This window comes from Streptomyces sp. A01 (genome assembly GCF_059026195.1).
Map to the genome: position 1 here is coordinate 1 of NZ_JBWLKN010000025.1, position 17,215 is coordinate 17,215.

Here is a 17,215-nt window from a genome sequence, read left to right on the forward strand (position 1 = left end):
AACTGGGCGGTGCTGTTCTCCGGCCTGCTGATCGCCATGCTGCCCGTCCTCGCGGTCTACATCATCTTCCAGCGCCACGTCCAGGCCGGACTCACCGCAGGCGCACTCAAGTAACCGGGCGGCCAGCCGGAGCGCGACGACGAGCCGCCGCCAGGCCGCCACCGGCTGGGCGGCGGCGGGCCCTCGCTGTCGCGCCCGCTGCGCCGTCAGGCCCGTTTCGGCGCGGCTGCCCCTACGAAGCCGCAGGGGCAGCCGTCACTCAGGAGGGCACTCCTCTTCACCGGACGCTTCCTCGCCGGGACATCTGGTCAATCCGGTGCCGTGGGAGCCGTCTGTCACGCACGTCCCGGGCAGGGCCCAGGAACGGTGTCCAGGTCAGTACTCGACCCAGTTGTGCTCCTGCGCCAGCTCGATGATTCGCTTCCGCGCCAGCACCAGCTGGTTGCCGGTGAGCGACGGAACGGCGTGCAGCAGCGCCTCGGTCAGCTCCAGCTGGAACTCGGCGGCGGACAGCACATCACACGTGCCGTCTTCGGCCTCGGACCGCATGACCGGCGGGCGCGTGATCTCGCCGGCCACGGACGAGACGGGCGTGGACCGCTCTATCAGGCGCACATCGGACGCCTTCAGCCCGCGCTGGCCGTCCTCCACATCGAAAGCGACCCGCAGGCCCGGACGGAACAGGGACTTGTCGTTCCTGAGATCATTCGCGTGCATGAACACGTCCTCATCGCCGTCGTCCGGCGTGATGAAGCCATAGCCGCGAATCTCGTCAAACCGCAAAATTTTACCCGTTGCCACCGCGAATACCCCACAACTCAGATATCTCTTACCACAACCAGTGGCGTCTATCGCTGACGCCACAAACAGCGTACAAGGCTCCCGCCCTGTGGGAAGGGGATCTGCCCTTCTCCGGCACCGCCCCGTCGCCGAAGCGGCACGGCGCCGTCCGGCGGCGGGACGGATCGGCTTCCACCCGGCCGTCCGCGCCACCGCGATGGCGTCAGGCGACGGTGCGCCGCTGCCTCGCCGCCGTGCTCAGTGGGCTGCATGCTCGCTGACGGCGACGACACGGCCCCGGTTGTCCAGGGATTCCACGACGTAGGGCCGCCAGCCGCCCTCGCGCCGCGGGCCCGCGGGGTAGAAGTCCATGAAGGCATGGTTCCTGTTCAGTGGGAGCGTCTTTCGCTGCCCGGTGTCCTTCCACGTCACACGGACACTGACCGCGGGGGCCGCCGCCCGGCCGAGCAGCACCGATCTGCCGTCCGGTACCGCACCCGGCTCCGTTATGGCCCACAGTCGCCGGGGATCTTGCTCGTCATGCCCATCCCACCGGCTACAGGAAGTACTGCCGTCCTCCTTTCCGCCATCCTCTGTGATGACCCGGAGATAGGAGCACAACCCTCCGGCCTCGTTCGGAGCTTCCCAGTACTCCAGTTGGTCTCCCTGCTGGGTGCGGGCCTCGACCAGCTTCTTCGCCCGCGACAGGTCGGCCCGGTCGATCGGGTCGTCGTCGCCCATGCGCTGGAAGCCCCAGATCACTCCCTTCGGAAGCACCCCGGCCGCCTCCGCCGTCACCCCCGCACCGGCCAGCACCAGTCCGGCGGCCGCGACGACCGTCCACCGTCTGCTCGGGGACGGGGGAAGCCGGACCTCGACGGGACCGCTGTCCCGTTCGCTGGTGAGAATCCGGGTCAGTATCGCCTGCTCGACCGCGCTCCGTGCCGGGTCGTCGTCCGGCCGCGCCGCCACCGGGTCCGCCGGGCCGAGCAACTCCCGCACCTTGGCCTCGATGGTGGTGTCTTCTGTCGCCGCGCCGCGCCGCTCGCTGTGACCCCTCACGCCATGACCCCTCACGCCGTGGTCCCTCATGCCTGCCTCCCCTTCAATCGCGTCTCGACGTCCCACTCCTCGGCCCGTGATCTGGCCTCCCCGGCGTCCTCCGCCCGCGCGAGCACTCGCTCAAGCCGCCGCCGCGCACGGTGCAGCCGCACCGAGAACGCGCGCGGGGAGCAGCCGACAACCCGGGCCGCCGCTGTGATGTCCAGTTCGTCCCAGCCGATCAGCCGCAGCGCCTCCTGGTCCCGCGCCGACAGCGTGGCCAGCGCCTCCCGCAACTGGAGCGAGTCGACCACCGCCCCCGCGTGGTCGGCGGCGGGCACCGGTCGGCCGCGCCGCAGCCGGGCCGCCAGCCTGCCGCCGCGGTTCTCCCCGCGCGCCTCGTTGGCCAGCACGTTCCTCGCTACGACATACAGCCAGGGCAGGGCTTCGGCGTCGTCCTCGGGGACCGCGTCCAGCCGCCGCCAGGCGATCAGGAACGTCTCCGAGGCCACGTCCTGCGCGGTCTGCCGACCAGTCCTGCGTTCCGCGAAGCGCAGCACTTTCCCGTAATGCGTCGCGAACAGGGTGCTGAATCTCGCTGTGTCGGTGCTCTCTCCGCCACCCGGCACACCCGCCCCCTCTCCCTGTCTCTCCCGTACCGCTGACCGCTTGCCCCCTCCTATGTCCGGCAGCGGGCACCCGGTTACACCCGCTCTCGCGCGCTTTCGCGCGGACGGCCACCGGCCGAGCCGGCCGTGGGAAGCCGGGGCCAGACCGCTCGCCCGTTCCGGGAGTCCGCCGCCGGCAGCGGGCGGTCAGCCTCGTGCCATCCGGCGGGCCCTCGGAGCGTGTTGTCCGCTACGTGCCGGAACAGGCGTACCCATGTGGCAGGGATGAGACAGCTTTCGTCCGGTGTTCGTCCGGTGCGTGTCGGCTCCCCGTAGCGTGCCTGGCATGACGACGCCCACCCCGCGCGAGGCGCGGCGCTGCTACAACGCGCTGCACCCGGTCCACGCGGCGTACTACTTCGCCCCCGAACACGACGAGGTGTACGCGGGGCTGGGTCTGGAGCGCGGGCCGATGGCGTATCTCGCGGGGCGGGCCGCGCCGTTGGGGCCGGTGGCGCCCGGTGCTGTCGTGGCGATGTTCTACAACTTCCATCCGGAGCTTGTCGCGCGGCTGCTGCCCCGTGCCTGGTCCGTCGCGTCGCCGGAGACGGTGCTCACGGCGCGGCTGCGCATCGTGGACGCCTGCCTGAGGCGGCTACTCGGGCCGGAGACGCTCGCCTCGAAGGAGCTGGCCGAGGCCGCCGGGCTGGCGGCGCGTGCCGCCGAGGGCTGCGGGCGCCCGGCCAGGCCGCTGTACTCCGCGAACGCCGACCTGCCTCCACCGCGAGCCCCGCACCTGGCGCTGTGGCACGCGGGGACGCTGCTGCGCGAACACCGTGGCGACGGGCATCTGATGACGCTCGCGGACGCGGGACTCGACGGGCTGGAGGCGCTGGTGACGCACACCGCCACCGGCACCGGGTGGAAGCCGCGGTTCCTCCAGGCGTCCCGGGGCTGGTCGGCGGCCGAGTGGTCGGCGGCCCACGACCGGCTGCGCGACCGCGGCCTGCTGCGCGCCGACGGCGAACTCACCACGCTGGGTATGGAAACGCGGCGGTCCATCGAGGCGGCCACCGACCGGCTGGACCTCGCCCCGTACCGGCATCTCGGCGCCGCGGGAACGCGGCGGCTCACCGAGCTGGCCGGGGCGCTCACCAAGACCGTACTCGCGGGCGATGGGCTGCCCCTCAAGGACATGGGCAAGGGCTGATGTGACATGAGCCGGTAAAGGCCCGTTGGGCAAGGGGAATTGGAACGTAAAGAGCTTGACTTGGCCGCCCTTCGTGATGAGATGCTATGTGCTACGGAATGTCTTCCATTCCGTAGCGGGGCACCCGCCCAGGCGGGCGGCCGGTCTCGCTCCCGCAACGGAGAAGTCACCGCGGGAAACGCCACGGAAAGACCTCCGGGTGTGCGGAACACAAAGATGTCGAACGGTACTCCACTGAGTGGGTCCGGCGTGAGGAGATGACAGACACCGATATGTAGCTGACAGGTCTTTGTTGCCAACGGGGGCAGCTGCTCGGACCTCACCGCGGACCTTTCCGCCACTCTCTCTGGGCCCGAAGGCCCAGCCAACTCGGCCGTCAGGCCAGCACGTTGGCCGCTGGGCGGCCGGCGAACCCCTTTCGCCGTGCCGACCGCGCCGCCGTGCCGGGCGGACGTGAGCCATGACCGCCGGACGCACCGGAAACACATCCGGCGCGACGGTGGGCATGGCGCGAGGCCGACGAGGGCGGACAGGGCGCATGACCTCCCTGAAATACACCTGAGGAGTCACTCGTGAATACTTTCGCGGGGCATCTTTTTCCCTTGTCGGTCGCCCAGCGGGAAAACTGGATCGCGCACCAGCTGGATACCAGCGGCGTACTTCACAATTGCGGCGGATATGTCGAGCTCAACGGGGATCTGGACGAGGAGAAGCTCGCCGAGGCGGTCCGGCTGGCCGCCGCTGAATGCGAGTCGCCACGGCTGACTTTCACCACGGTGGACGGGGAGCCCCGGCAGCGTCCGGCCCCGGCAGCGGACGCGCTGCGCGTCGTCAGCCTCACCGCGGAGGCCGACCCCCGGCAGGCGGCCGAGCACTGGATGCGCGCCGACCTCGCCCGGCCCACCGACCTGACCGAGGGGCCGCTGGTCAGCCACACCCTGCTGCGGTTGTCCGCCGACCAGGCCCTGTTCTTCCTGCGCTACCACCACATCGTGCTCGACGGTTACGGCCAGGTGCTGTACTGGCGGCGGCTGGGGGCGCTGTACACCGCGCTCGTGAGCGGCACACCCCCGCGGCCGTGCACCTGGGGGTCCCTTGGCGAACTGCTGGCCGAGGAGGACGAGTACCGCGCGTCGGCCCAGTTCGAGAGCGACCGCGCCTACTGGCTGAGCGCCGCCGGAGGCCAGGGAGCCCCGCTCACCCTCAGCGAGGTGACCGGGACACCTGCGGACCCCGCTCCCCGCTTCGGCCCGCCCGCCCGCGTCGACGGCGTCCAGCGGGCGGCGGCCGCGCACCAGACGCACTGGTCGGTGATCGTCCTCGCCGCCACGGCCGGTTATCTGCACCGGGTGACCGGCGAAGAGGACATCGTGCTCGGGCTGCCGGTGCGCGCCCGGGCCACCCGCACCGCGCTCACCACCCCCGGCATGCTCGCCAACGTGCTCCCGCTGCGGCTCACCGTCCGCTCCAGCACGCGCTTCGGGGAGCTCGTCCAGCAGGTCTCCGGCCGGGTCAGCGACCTGCTGAGCCACCAGCGCTACCGGGGCGAGGAACTCCACCGCGAACTGCGCAAGGCCGAAGGCGGCGGCGGGCCCTCCGGAGTCGTCGTCAACGTCGTCTCGTTCGACGGGGCGATCCGGTTCGGCGACCGGGACGGCGCCGTCCACCAGCTGTCCTCAGGCCCCGTCCGCGACCTGTCCATCGAGTACTTCGGCGGGGCCGACGGCGCGGACGTACGGGTGACCCTCGACGCCAACCCGCAGGCGCACGAAGCGGGAACGCTCGACGGGCACCGCCGACGGCTCAGTGCCTTCCTGGCCGAGGTCACCACGACCGGCGGCGACCAGCCCATCGGCGAGGCCGACCTCCTCAGCCCCGCCGAGCGCGCCCTGCTGCTCGCCGAGGACCGCGCCCACGCACGGGACTACGACCTCAGCCGCTGCCTGCACGACCTCATCGCCGACCAGGCGCTGCGCACCCCGGACGCCATCGCCGCCGAGTTCGCCGGCAGTGCCCTCACCTACCGGGAACTCACCGGCCAGGCCGCCGCCCTCGCCGCCCACCTGCGCGGCCTCGGCGTCGGCCCCGGGCACCTCGTCGGGGTCCACGACGAACGCTCACCGCGCCTGGTCGTGGAGCTCCTCGCCGTCCTCATGAGCGGCGCCGCCTACCTCCCGCTCGACCCCGAACTCCCCGCGGCCCGCCTGGCGTTCCAGATCGAGGACGCCGCGCCCACCGCCGTGCTCACGTACTCCGGCCTCGCCGGCCGGCTCGCGGGGACGGGAGCCCGCGCCATCCCCGTAGACGAACTGCTGCCCACCCTGCCCGCCGCCGCGCCACCGGCCGGCGGTGCCACGCCAGGCGACACCGCCTACGTCATCTACACCTCCGGCTCCACCGGACGGCCCAAGGGCGTCGCCGTCCCGCACCGCGGCGTCGTCAACCGGCTGCTGTGGATGCAGGACACCTACCGGCTCGGCCCCGACGACCGGGTGCTGCAAAAGACGCCGTTCACGTTCGACGTGTCGGTCTGGGAGTTCTTCTGGCCGCTGCTCGCGGGAGCCGCGCTGCGGCTCGCCGAGCCCGGCGCGCACCGCGACCCCAGGGCGCTCGCCCAGGCCATCAACGACCACGCCATCACCACCGCCCACTTCGTGCCGTCGATGCTCGACCTGTTCCTGACCGAACCGGCCGCCGAGCGGCTGCCCAGCCTGCGCCGCGTCGTCTGTAGCGGCGAGGTGCTGCGCCCCGAGACGGTCGGCCGCTTCTTCAGCCGCTATGGGAACGGCCCTGAGCTGCACAACCTCTACGGGCCCACCGAGGCGTCCATCGACGTCACGCACTGGCGGTGCCGCCCCGAGGACGCCCACGGCCCCGTCCCCATCGGGCGCGCCGTAGCCAACACCAGCCTCTACGTGCTCGGCCCCGGCGGCCGCCCCATGCCCTTCGGGCTTCCCGGCGAGCTGCACATCGGCGGCGTTCAGGTCGCCTCCGGCTATCTGAACCGGCCCGAGCTGACCGCCGCCTCCTTCATCGACAACCCCTTCGGCCCCGGGAAGCTCTACCGCACCGGTGACCGGGCCACACTGCGTGAGGACGGCGTCGTCCTCTACGGCGGACGCCTCGACCACCAGGTGAAGGTGCACGGCTTCCGCGTCGAACCGGGCGAGATCGAATCCGCGCTGCTGGACCACCCGGCCATCGCCCAGGCGGTCGTCACCGCCCCGGAAGGCGCCGACGGCCAGCGGCAGTTGATCGCCCACGTCGTCACCGCCCTGTCCGGTGACCAGCCCGCCACCGGGGCCCCGGTGGCAAGCCCCGAGCAGATCCTGAGCGGGTTGCGGGAGCGGCTGCCCGCCCAGCTCGTCCCCGCCCACCTCGTCGTCCTCGACGCGCTGCCCCTGCTGCCCAACGGCAAGCTGGACCGCGAGGCCCTGCCCGCCCCGTTGCCCACGGCGCACGCCACCGTGCCCGCCGCGCCGCCGGGCACCCCGGAAGAGCACCTGCTGCGCCAGGCGTGGCGCACGGTCCTCGGCGTCGCCGAAGCGGGCATCGACGACTCGTTCTTCGCCCTCGGCGGCGACTCGATGCACGCCATCCGCGTCCGCGCCGAAGCAGAACGTCACGGACACACCTTCGTCGTCTCCGAGCTGCTGCGAGGACCCACCATCCGGGAACTCGCCCGCGCCCTGCGGCCGCTGGACGGCGAGCGGGACACCACCGCCCGCACCGAACCCTTCGGGCTGCTGGCGGCGGCGGACAAGGCGCTCCTCCCGGACGGCCTGGACGACGCGTACCCGCTCAGCGCCATGCAGGCGGGCATGCTCTACCACGCCGACTACGCCGAGAACTCCTCCGTCTACCGCGTGGTGACCAGCGTGCGCGTCGCCACCGGGCTCGACCTCGACGCGCTGCGCGCCGCCGTGAACGACACCGCGCTGCGCCACCCCTCGCTGCGCTGCTCCTTCGACCTGGCCCGCTTCTCCGAGCCGCTGCAACTCGTGCACCGGGCGGTGAACGTCCCCGTCGAGCTCGCCGACGACCTCAGCGGCCTGGACGAACAGGCCCGCGAGCAGGCCATCCAGGCATGGGTCGAGGCCGCCAAGTACACCCGGTTCGACCCCGCGGTGCCGCCGCTGCTGCGGTTCGCCGCGCACCCCTGCGGCCCTGACCGCTTCCAGCTCTCCGTCGTAGAACACCACGTCGTCCTCGACGGCTGGAGCGACATGCGCATGCTGGAGGAGGTCGTCGAGCACTACCGCGCCCGGATCGCGGGACGCCCGCTCGCCCTGCCCGAAGCGGCCTCGACCTACCGGGACTTCGTCGCCGCCGAGCGCGCCGCGCTGGCCGACGAGGAGTCCCGGCGGTACTGGACCGGCCTGCTGCACGGCGCCGAGCCCACGCTGCTCGCGGCCGTGGCCGAGCGCACCGGGGAGACCGCTGCCGCCGCCAACCGCCGGTACGACGTGCCCGTGCCGGCCGGGACAGCCGCGCTCCTGCGGGCCCTCGCCCAGCGCGAGGGCCTGCCGCTGAAGTCCCTGCTGACCGCGGCGCACCTGGCCGTGCTGCGACTGACCTGCGGGCACGACGAGGTGCTGACCGGCGTGGTCGCCAACGCCCGGCTTGAGGAGCGTGGCGCCGACGACACCATCGGCGTCTTCCTCAACACGCTGCCGCTGCGCGCCGACCTGTCGTCGGCGACGCTGCTCGACGCGGCCCACCAGGCGTTCGCCCATGAGCGCGCCTCCGCACCGCACCGCCGCTTCCCGTTCGCCCGGATGCGGGACGAAGCGGGCGAGGAGCCGCGCCTCGACACGTACGTCAACTTCATGGACTTCCACCGCGACCGGCACCGCGGCGCGGACCCGCTGATGACGGTGACCGTGGGCGTCGCCGAGACCAACTACCCGCTCGCGGCGAACTTCCTCATCGACCCCGAGAGCGGCGCGCTGCAACTGTGGCTCGACTGCGATCTCGGCACGCTCCCCGAGGAGTTCTGCGCCCGGCTGACCGGCTATTACGCACGGGCGCTGGAGGCCCTCGCCCACCAGCCCACCGCCGCCGCCAACGCCGTGGACCTGCTGAGCGCGCCCGAACACGCCCAGCTCGCGCGGTGGAACGACACGGCGACGCCGTACGACAAGGCCGCCACCGTGCACGGGCTCATCGCCCGGCAGGCCGCGAGCCGGGGCGATGCCGTCGCCGTCGTCCACCGCCACGAGGAGACCGGCTACGGCGCGCTCGACGCCCGAGCCAACCGGCTGGGCCGCCAGCTGCGCGCGCTCGGCGTCGGCAGGGGCGACCTGGTGGGCGTCAGCCTGCGGCGCGGCACCGACCTGGTGGTGGCCCTGCTCGCGGTGCTCAAGGCGGGCGCCGCCTACGTCCCCATGGACCCGGGCTTTCCGCGCGGACGGCTGGAGGACATCGCCGCCGACGCCGCCATCGGCTGCCTCATCACCGGCCCCGGCACCCCGGACGGGCTGACCGCCCCGCGGATGATCGACCTGCGGGTGGACGCGGCCGCCATCGCCGCCCGGTCTGCCGAGCCGTTCGACGCCGGGGCGAACGGTGACGACACCGCGTACGTGATCTACACCTCGGGTTCGACCGGCAAGCCCAAGGGCACCGCGATCCGGCACCGCAACGTGGTCAACTTCTTCGCGGGCATGGACCAGCGCGTCGGCTGCGGACCCGAGGACGTGGTCCTCGCCGTCACCAGCGTCTCCTTCGACATCTCCGTACTCGAACTGCTGTGGCCGCTCACGCACGGCGCGAAGGTCGTCGTCGCCGGGGAACGCGTCATCAACAACCTCGTCAGGCAGCCCGGAGCCACCGAGCAGGCCGTCTCCTTCAGCCTGTTCTTCTTCGCCGCCGCCGGGGGAGTCACCCACCGCGAGGGCTACCAGCTCGTCCTGGACGCGGCCCGCTTCGCCGACCAGCACGGCTTCGAGGCCATCTGGACCCCGGAGCGGCACTTCAACAAGTTCGGCGGGCTCTACCCCAACCCCTCGGTCATGTCGGCGGCGCTGGCCACCATCACCGAACGCGTCGCCCTGCGTTCGGGCAGCGTCGTCGCGCCGCTGCACGACGCGGTCCGCATCGCCGAGGAATGGTCCCTGGTGGACAACCTGTCCGGGGGCCGCGTCGGGCTCGCCTTCGCCGCCGGTTGGAACTCCAACGACTTCGTCCTGCGCCCGGAGAACTTCGAGGGCCGCAAGCAGCTGATGTCGGAGCAACTGGAGGAGTTCCGCAAGCTGTGGCGCGGCGAGCCGGTGCGGCGCGTCGGCGGCAGCGGCGAGGACGTCGACGTACGGATCTTCCCCACGCCCGTGCAGGAGGAGCCGCCGATCTGGCTCACCTCCGTCGGCACCGTGCAGACCTTCGAGAAGGCCGGGACGACCGGCGCCAACCTGCTCACCCACCTGCTCGGCCAGAACCCCGACGACCTCGCCGTCAAGCTCGCCGCGTACCGCAAGGCCAGGGAAGCCGCCGGGCACCAGGGCCCGGGCCAGGTCACGGTGATGGTGCACACCTTCATGTCCGACGACACGGAGGAGGCCAGGCGACGGGCCCGCGGCCCGTTCCGGGACTACCTGCTCAGCTCCACCGAACTGTGGCGCACCGTCTTCGCCACCACCGGCCACGACCTGCCCGAGATGGGCGCCAGGGAGCAGATGGAGGCCGTCGTCGACCTCGCGATCGACCGGTACTTCGAGAGCTCGGGCCTGTTCGGCTCGCCCGACACCTGCGCCGACCTCGTACGGGCACTCGCGGCGGCGGGCGTGGACGAGATCGCCTGCCTGGTCGACTTCGGCGTCGAGCCCGCCGCCGTGCTGGACAGCCTCGGCTGGGTCAACCGGCTGCGGGACGCGCACGAGGTGGAGGTCGCCGACAACGGGCACTCCCTCACCGAGCTGTGCCACCGCCACCACGTCACCCTCCTCCAGGGCACACCGTCGCTGATGGCCGCCGTGGCCGCCGAGCCGGAGGCACTGGAGTCGCTGCGCGGGCTGCGCGCACTCCTCGTCGGCGGGGAGGCGTTCCCGCCTGGCCTCGCGCGACGGATGCTCGACGCGCTCCCGGGGGTGGCCGTCTTCAACATGTACGGGCCGACCGAGACCACCATCTGGTCCACCGTGCACCGGGTCGACCCGGAGCGGGACGGTGAGGCCACCGGCATCCCCATCGGCACGCCGATCGCCAACACCGAGGTACGCGTGGTCGACGGCCACGGCCGCCCGGTGCCTGCGGGGGTCGGCGGGGAACTGTGGATCGGTGGCGACGGCGTCGCCACCGGCTACCTCCACCGCCCCGACCTCACCGCCGACCGCTTCGTGTCCGGCGGGCCCGACGGTGGCGGGCGCTTCTACCGCACCGGCGACGGGGTCCGACGGCGCGCCGACGGCGCGCTGGAGTTCCTGGGCCGCGTGGACCGGCAGGTGAAGATCCTCGGGCACCGGGTCGAGCCGGACGAGGTGGAGAGCGTGCTCTCCCGCCACCCCCAGCTCGACGCCGTCGCCGTGACGGCCGTGGAGGGCGCCAGCGGCACCGAGCTGGTGGCGTACGTGTCACCCGCGCGGGCGCTGTCCGACCCCGATGTCCAGCAGGCGCACGTACGCCGCTGGAGCGAGGTGTGGGAAGACGCGTACACCGCGCCCGCCGGGACGGACGAGGAGACAGCGGTGAGTTCGCCGTTCGCCGGCTGGCTCAGCAGCTATACGGGCGAGCCGATCCCCGAGCCGGAGATGCGCGAATGGCTCGGCTACACCGTGGAGCGGGTGCGCGCCCTGAACCCGACGGCCGTAGCCGACATCGGCGTCGGCGTCGGCCTGGTGCTGCGCTCGCTGGCCGAGCAGGTCGAGGAGTACCACGGCGTGGACATCTCGGCCGCCGCGCTGAAGGCGGCGGCGGGCTGCCTCGGCGCGGAACGGCCGCTGCCCCCGCAGGTGCGGCTCACCCAGTCGGGCCCCGAGTATCTGACAGGACTCGCCCCCGGCAGTCTTGACACCGTCGTCCTCAACTCCGTCGCGCAGTACTTCCCCGGCACGGACTATCTGCGCACCGTCCTCACCGACGCGGTACGCGCGGTGCGCCCCGGCGGGGCGGTCTTCGTCGGCGATGTGCGTTCAGTCGAGACGCTGCCCGAGTTCCACACCTCCGTCACCCTGCACCGCTCCGCCGCCGTACTCACCGTCGAGGAGATCAGGTCCGCCATCGCCCGGCAGGCGCGCGACGAGCGGGAACTGTGCCTGTCCCCGGCGTTCTTCCACGACCTGGCCGCCGCCCTCCCGTGCCACGTCGAGGTGCGGGCCGAGCTGAAGCGCGGCCGGGCCGACAACGAACTGTCCCTGTTCCGCTACGACGTGACGCTGCTGGTCGGCGAGGCCAAGGCCGCCGGTGGCACGGGCCCTGAGGGGGCTTCGAGGGCCGAACGGGCCGCGTTCGGCGCCCTGCCCGGCGTGGCCGAGCGGGACGGCGACGGGGCCGCGCGGCTCCGTCGCCGTCTGCGGGAGGCCACGGGCGACCTGCTCGTGACCGGCGTTCCCAACCAGCGGCTGCGCCGTACGGCCGCCGCCGTCCGCGTCCTCGCAGGGACCGAAGGAACCGCCACCGCCTGGGACGTGGAACGGGCGCTGTGGGAGCTGGACGAGGGCGAAGCGGTCCACCCCGAGGACATCGTCGAACTGGCCGCGGCCGAAGGCTTCCAGGCCCGGCTGCTGGTGCCCGCTGACGGCCGCCTCGACCGCTTCGACGCCCTGTTCTCCCGCCGCCAGGACACCGGGCGGCACTGCGGGGACGGGGCGGCACCGGACGACCAGCCGGCACCGGACCGGCACCTAGCACCGGATGGCCGGGCATCGGCGGCGGACCCGGAAGACGCGAAGGACCAGTCATGAGCCAGCAACGACTCGCCAACGACCCGCTCTCCTCCTCCTGGACCGCCGGCCTGCGCTCCTCACTGCGCGCGTACGCCCGCACACACCTGCCCGAGGCGATGGTCCCGGCACACTTCGTCGTGCTGCCCGAACTGCCCAAGCTGCCCAACGGCAAGGTCGACCGCGGCAGCCTCCCGGCACCGCAAGCGCAGACCAGCGCGCCAAGCGACTACGTGGCGCCGCGCAACGCCGTGGAAACCCAGCTCGCGGGCATCTGGCAGGACCTGCTCGGACTGCCCAAGGTGGGTGTGGAGAGCAACTTCTTCGACCTGGGCGGAGACTCCCTCACGGTCCTCCAGATGGCCGCACAGGTGCGTGAGTCCTACGACGTCCGCCTCGATCTGCGCCGGATGTTCCAGGACCCGACCGTCGCCCAGCTCGCCAGGATGGTCAGCTCCCAGGCCGATCCGGCGGTGACCGGCGCCGCCAACCCGCGCGGCGTCGCCAGCGGGGCGATGGCCGCCGAGGCCGAGCTCCCCGACGACATCGTGCCCGAAGAGGGCGCGCTGCCCCCGGCGGCGGGCCCGTACCGCACGGTGCTGCTGACCGGCGGCACCGGCTACACCGGCGCGTTCCTGCTGCGCGAGCTGCTGGACCGGTCGGACGCCACCGTGTACGTACTGGTGCGCGCGGAGGGCCCGGTACAGGCCGCGGAGCGGGTGCGGGACAACCTCGACGCACACGGGCTGCTGCGCGACGGCGACGCGGCGCGCGTGGTCGGCGTCGCGGGCGACACCGGCCGCCCCTACCTGGGTCTGACCAGGGACACCTACCGCGAGCTGGCCGAGCGCACCGAGATGATCATCCACAACGCGGCGGTGTCCAGCTGGATCGTCCCGTATCCGAAGATCAAGCCGGTCAATGTCCTCGGCGCGCTGGAAGTCCTGCGGCTGGCCTGCAAGACGCGGATCAAGCCGGTGCACTTCATCTCGACCACCGGGGTCTACCCGGGGCACCTGGGCACCCGGCACTGGCCGGAGGCGCGGGTGACCGAGACCGAGGGCGTGGTCGGCGGTTACCGCCAGTCCAAGTGGGTCGCCGACAACCTGATGACCGCCGCCCGCGAGCGCGGCATACCCACCCACGTCTACCGGCCCGGCGCCATCACCGGATCGCAAACCACGGGGGTGTGCGCCACCGACACCTTCATCAACCACCTGATCAAGGGCTGTATCCAGCTCGGCGCCTACCTCGACTTCGATCTGCTGCTCGACCTGGTGCCGGTCGACTACTGCGCGGCGTCCGTCGCGCACATCGCACTCGGCGGCGTACGCGAACACGGCGTCTTCAACCTGCCCAGCGCCCGGGCGGTGAGCATGAACACCGTCTTCGAGCTGATCACGGAGTACGGCTATCCGCTGCGCCGCCTGGCATACCGCGACTGGTACTGGGAGCTCGCCGCCGCCATCGAGCGCGGCGACGACAACGACATGGCCCACTACCTGCCGCTCTTCGGCGAGGACCAGCCCGCGGAAGAGGTCGGCTTCGCGGGCGGCAAGCCCGAGTTCGACGCGGCGAACCTGCGCGCGGCACTGGAGGGCTCCGGCATCACCTGCCGCCCGGTGGACCGCGGCCTGATCGACCTTTACCTCAGCTACTTCGTCTCGACCGGCTACCTGCCCGCCCCTCCCGGCGGCGCGGACCGTCCAGAGCTAGTGGAGCGCACAGCCATGAACGCCACAGCCACGAACACCCAGGCGATACCCGACTTCCCGCTGCCCCGCAGCCACCCGCTGGACCCGCCGCCGGAATACCGCGCGCTCAGCGCGGAGCAGCCGGTCTTCCAGGTCCGCACGCCACGTGGCGAACTGGTGTGGGTGGTGACCCGGCATGAGGACGCCCGGTTCGTCCTCACCGACCTGCGGTTCAGCTCCGACCCCAAGAGCCCGGGCTACCCCTCGTACATCTCCGGTGACGCGCCACTGCCGCCCGGTTTCTTCCTCAACCAGGACCCGCCGGACCACACCCGGCTGCGGCGGCTGGTCACCCGCGAGTTCCTGGTCAGCCAGATGGAACGCAAGCGCCCCGCGATGCGGCGGGTGCTCGGCGAACTCCTCGACGGGCTGGAGAAGTCGGGCCCGGGCGCCGACCTCGTCACCCAGCTGGCGTTCCCGATGGCGGCGACCGTCATGTGCGAACTCCTCGACGTCCCTTACGAGGACAAGTCCATCTTCGTCACGCTCACCGACACCGTCCTGGACCGCTCCAGCACCCCGGAGCAGGCCGAGACGGCCGCTCGCGAGCTCATGGCGTACTTCGACCGGCTGGTGAGCGCCAAGAAGCAGAACCCCGCCGACGACATGCTCGGCCGGCTCGCCGGCCAGGAGGCCGAAGGCAAGCTCAGCCACGACGAGTTCGTCGGCCTGGTCATGCTGCTCCTGCTCTCCGGCTACGACACCATGGCCCAGATGATCGGTCTGGGCGCGGCCACCCTGCTTGAGCACCCAGGGCAGCTCGCCGACCTGCGGGAGGACCCCGCGCTGTACCCGCGCGCGGTCGAGGAGCTGCTGCGCTACCTGTCGATCAATCACGCGGGGCTGCCGCGCGCGGCGACCGAGGACCTCACGGTCGGCGGTCAGCACATCCGCGCGGGCGAGGGCGTCCTGGTCATGCTGAACGCCGCCAACCGGGACGCCACCGTCTTCGAGGAGCCCGACACCTTCGACATCCATCGCGAGTCACCGCAGGCGCACGTGGCCTTCGGGCACGGCTTCCACAAGTGCATCGGCCTCACCCTGGCACGGGTGGAGCTGACGACCGTCTTCGCCGGGCTGTTCGAGCGCTTCCCCACGCTGCGCCTCGCCCGCCCGCTGGAAGAGCTGCCGTTCCGCCACGACATGGTCCTCTACGGCGTCCGCGAGCTGCCCGTCACCTGGTGACCGGCGCACCGCGCCGACGCGATGCCCACGGTGGACGGGGGCTGGCGGCGCGGCCGGACCCGGACCCCGGGCCCGACCCGGACCACGCACAGAGCACGAAAGACGAACGAGGGACGAGGGGGACACGAGATGGCGGCCGAGACGGTATTTCTTCTGCCTGGCCAAGGCGGGTACACACCCGGGATGTTCACGGGGGAGACGGCGCCGGAGGTCGCGGAGGTCCTGCAGATCTCCGACGGGGTGGCGGGTGAGTTCGGCCGCCCCGGAGTCTCAGGGCCGCTGACCGACCCAGGAGCGCCCGGCGCGGCCGAGCTGGCCGCGACGGACCCGTTCACCCTGCAACTCGCCGTCTACGCGGCGGCCCTGGCCGGTGCGCGGCTGGCCGCCGGGCGCCGGACACCCGACGCCGTGGCGGGCCACAGCATGGGTGAGATCGCCGCGCTCACCCTGGCGGGCGCCTTCGACGTCGCCGACGGCGCACGGCTGGTGTGCCACCGCTCGCAGGCCCTGGACGCCCACTGCCCCGAGCCCGGCGGCATGGTCGCGCTGGAGCTGCCCGCCGCGCGCGCCGCGCACCTGGTCGGCGCCGTGGCCGCGCCCGGCCTCGCGGTCGCCGTCACCAACGCTCCCCGCCAGACCGTGCTGTCCGGGCCGGAACCGGCGCTCGCCGCCGTCCTGCGGGCGGCGGAGGCGCTGGGCATCCGGGCCCTCCGGCTGAACGCCCCCTTCCCCTTCCACGGGCCGCTGCTCGGCGTGGCGGCGGAGGCGTTCGCCGACGCGGTACGGGACATCAGGCAGCGGCCGCTGCGGATGGCCGTCTACTCACCCGTCGCCCAGGGCTACGTCACCGACGCCACCGACCTCAAGGCCCTGCTGGTGCGCCAGTTGACCACTCCGGTGCCCTTCCTCGCCGCGATCCGTGAACTGCACGCGGCGGGCGCCGGACACTTCGTGGAGTGCGGCAAGGCCGGACTCGCCGGGTTGGTGCGCCGCAGCGTGCCGGACGTCAGCACCGAGATGACGACCGGCGCGCCCACCGGCCTCCTCGCTGAGCCCGCCACGCACGAGGGCGGTCTCCCGGCCACCGCTGCCGCCCGCACGGGGCCGACCACCGTCAACGGGCACCCGCGGCCGTCCGCGCGCGAGACCGCGCCGCCCGCCAGGGGTGTTGAGGCGGTGCTGGAGGAGCTGCGGGAGTTGTATGCGGGGACGTTGGGTTATCCGGTGGAGGCGGTGACGGGGGAGGCGGATCTGGAGGCGGATCTGGGGATTGATTCGCTGAAGCGTGCGGAGATGTTGGGGAAGGTGACGGCGCATTTCGGGCTGGACGCTTCCGCTGATGGTGGCCGGTTCATCGCTCAGTCCACCCTCGCCGAACTCGCCGGACTCGTAGCGGCCGCCATCGCCACGAACACCTCCGCCGCTGCGACCAGCGCCGCCCTTGCCGCCCCGGCCGAGAGTTCCGCTCCTGCCGTGACCGGCGCGCCGCCCGCCAGGGGTGTTGAGGCGGTGCTGGAGGAGCTGCGGGAGTTGTATGCGGGGACGTTGGGTTATCCGGTGGAGGCGGTGACGGGGGAGGCGGATCTGGAGGCGGATCTGGGGATTGATTCGCTGAAGCGTGCGGAGATGTTGGGGAAGGTGACCGCGCATTTCGGGCTGGACGCTTCCGCTGACGGTGGCCGGTTCATCGCCCAGTCCACCCTCGCCGAACTCGCCGAGCTGATAGCCGCCGCCCAGGCCGCAGGGCGCTAGCCGACCGAC

At 72.3% G+C, this 17,215-nt stretch carries 7 protein-coding genes and 1 pseudogene; 5 read left to right on the plus strand and 3 right to left on the minus strand.

The window, feature by feature from the left end:
• Nucleotides 1-114, plus strand: a pseudogene (locus tag AC5P1B_RS27625) (carbohydrate ABC transporter permease); the annotation flags it as partial.
• Nucleotides 115-375: 261 nt separating this feature from the next.
• Here the strand turns inward: AC5P1B_RS27625 and AC5P1B_RS27630 are convergent.
• The 3 genes from AC5P1B_RS27630 to AC5P1B_RS27640 all read right to left on the minus strand — a co-directional run bounded on the left by AC5P1B_RS27630 (nt 376) and on the right by AC5P1B_RS27640 (nt 2,450).
• Nucleotides 376-801 (minus strand): cold-shock protein, encoded by a 426-nt coding sequence (locus AC5P1B_RS27630; protein WP_493890525.1) that lies wholly within the window; start codon nt 799-801, stop codon nt 376-378.
• Nucleotides 802-1,038: 237 nt separating this feature from the next.
• The gene (locus AC5P1B_RS27635) at nt 1,039-1,842 is read right to left on the minus strand and encodes a hypothetical protein (RefSeq protein ID WP_493890526.1); all 804 of its coding nucleotides are present in this window, start codon (nt 1,840-1,842) and stop codon (nt 1,039-1,041) included.
• A 26-nt stretch (nt 1,843-1,868) separates the two neighbouring features.
• The gene (locus AC5P1B_RS27640; protein ID WP_493890527.1) at nt 1,869-2,450 is read right to left on the minus strand and encodes an RNA polymerase sigma factor; all 582 of its coding nucleotides are present in this window, start codon (nt 2,448-2,450) and stop codon (nt 1,869-1,871) included.
• Nucleotides 2,451-2,775: 325 nt separating this feature from the next.
• Here AC5P1B_RS27640 and AC5P1B_RS27645 point away from each other — a divergent pair, with 325 nt between their 5' ends.
• From AC5P1B_RS27645 to AC5P1B_RS27660, 4 genes are all read left to right on the plus strand, one after another.
• Nucleotides 2,776-3,639 (plus strand): SCO6745 family protein, encoded by an 864-nt coding sequence (locus AC5P1B_RS27645; RefSeq protein ID WP_493890529.1) that lies wholly within the window; start codon nt 2,776-2,778, stop codon nt 3,637-3,639.
• Between the two features lie 572 nt (nt 3,640-4,211).
• Entirely contained in the window at nt 4,212-12,536 is an 8,325-nt protein-coding gene (locus AC5P1B_RS27650) for an amino acid adenylation domain-containing protein (protein ID WP_493890531.1), read from the plus strand.
• Nucleotides 12,533-15,454 (plus strand): thioester reductase domain-containing protein, encoded by a 2,922-nt coding sequence (locus AC5P1B_RS27655; RefSeq protein WP_493890533.1) that lies wholly within the window; start codon nt 12,533-12,535, stop codon nt 15,452-15,454. Before AC5P1B_RS27650 ends, AC5P1B_RS27655 begins: the two co-directional genes overlap by 4 nt.
• Nucleotides 15,455-15,637: 183 nt before the next feature.
• Entirely contained in the window at nt 15,638-17,206 is a 1,569-nt protein-coding gene (locus AC5P1B_RS27660) for an ACP S-malonyltransferase (protein ID WP_493890535.1), read from the plus strand.
• Nucleotides 17,207-17,215: the final 9 nt, after the last annotated feature.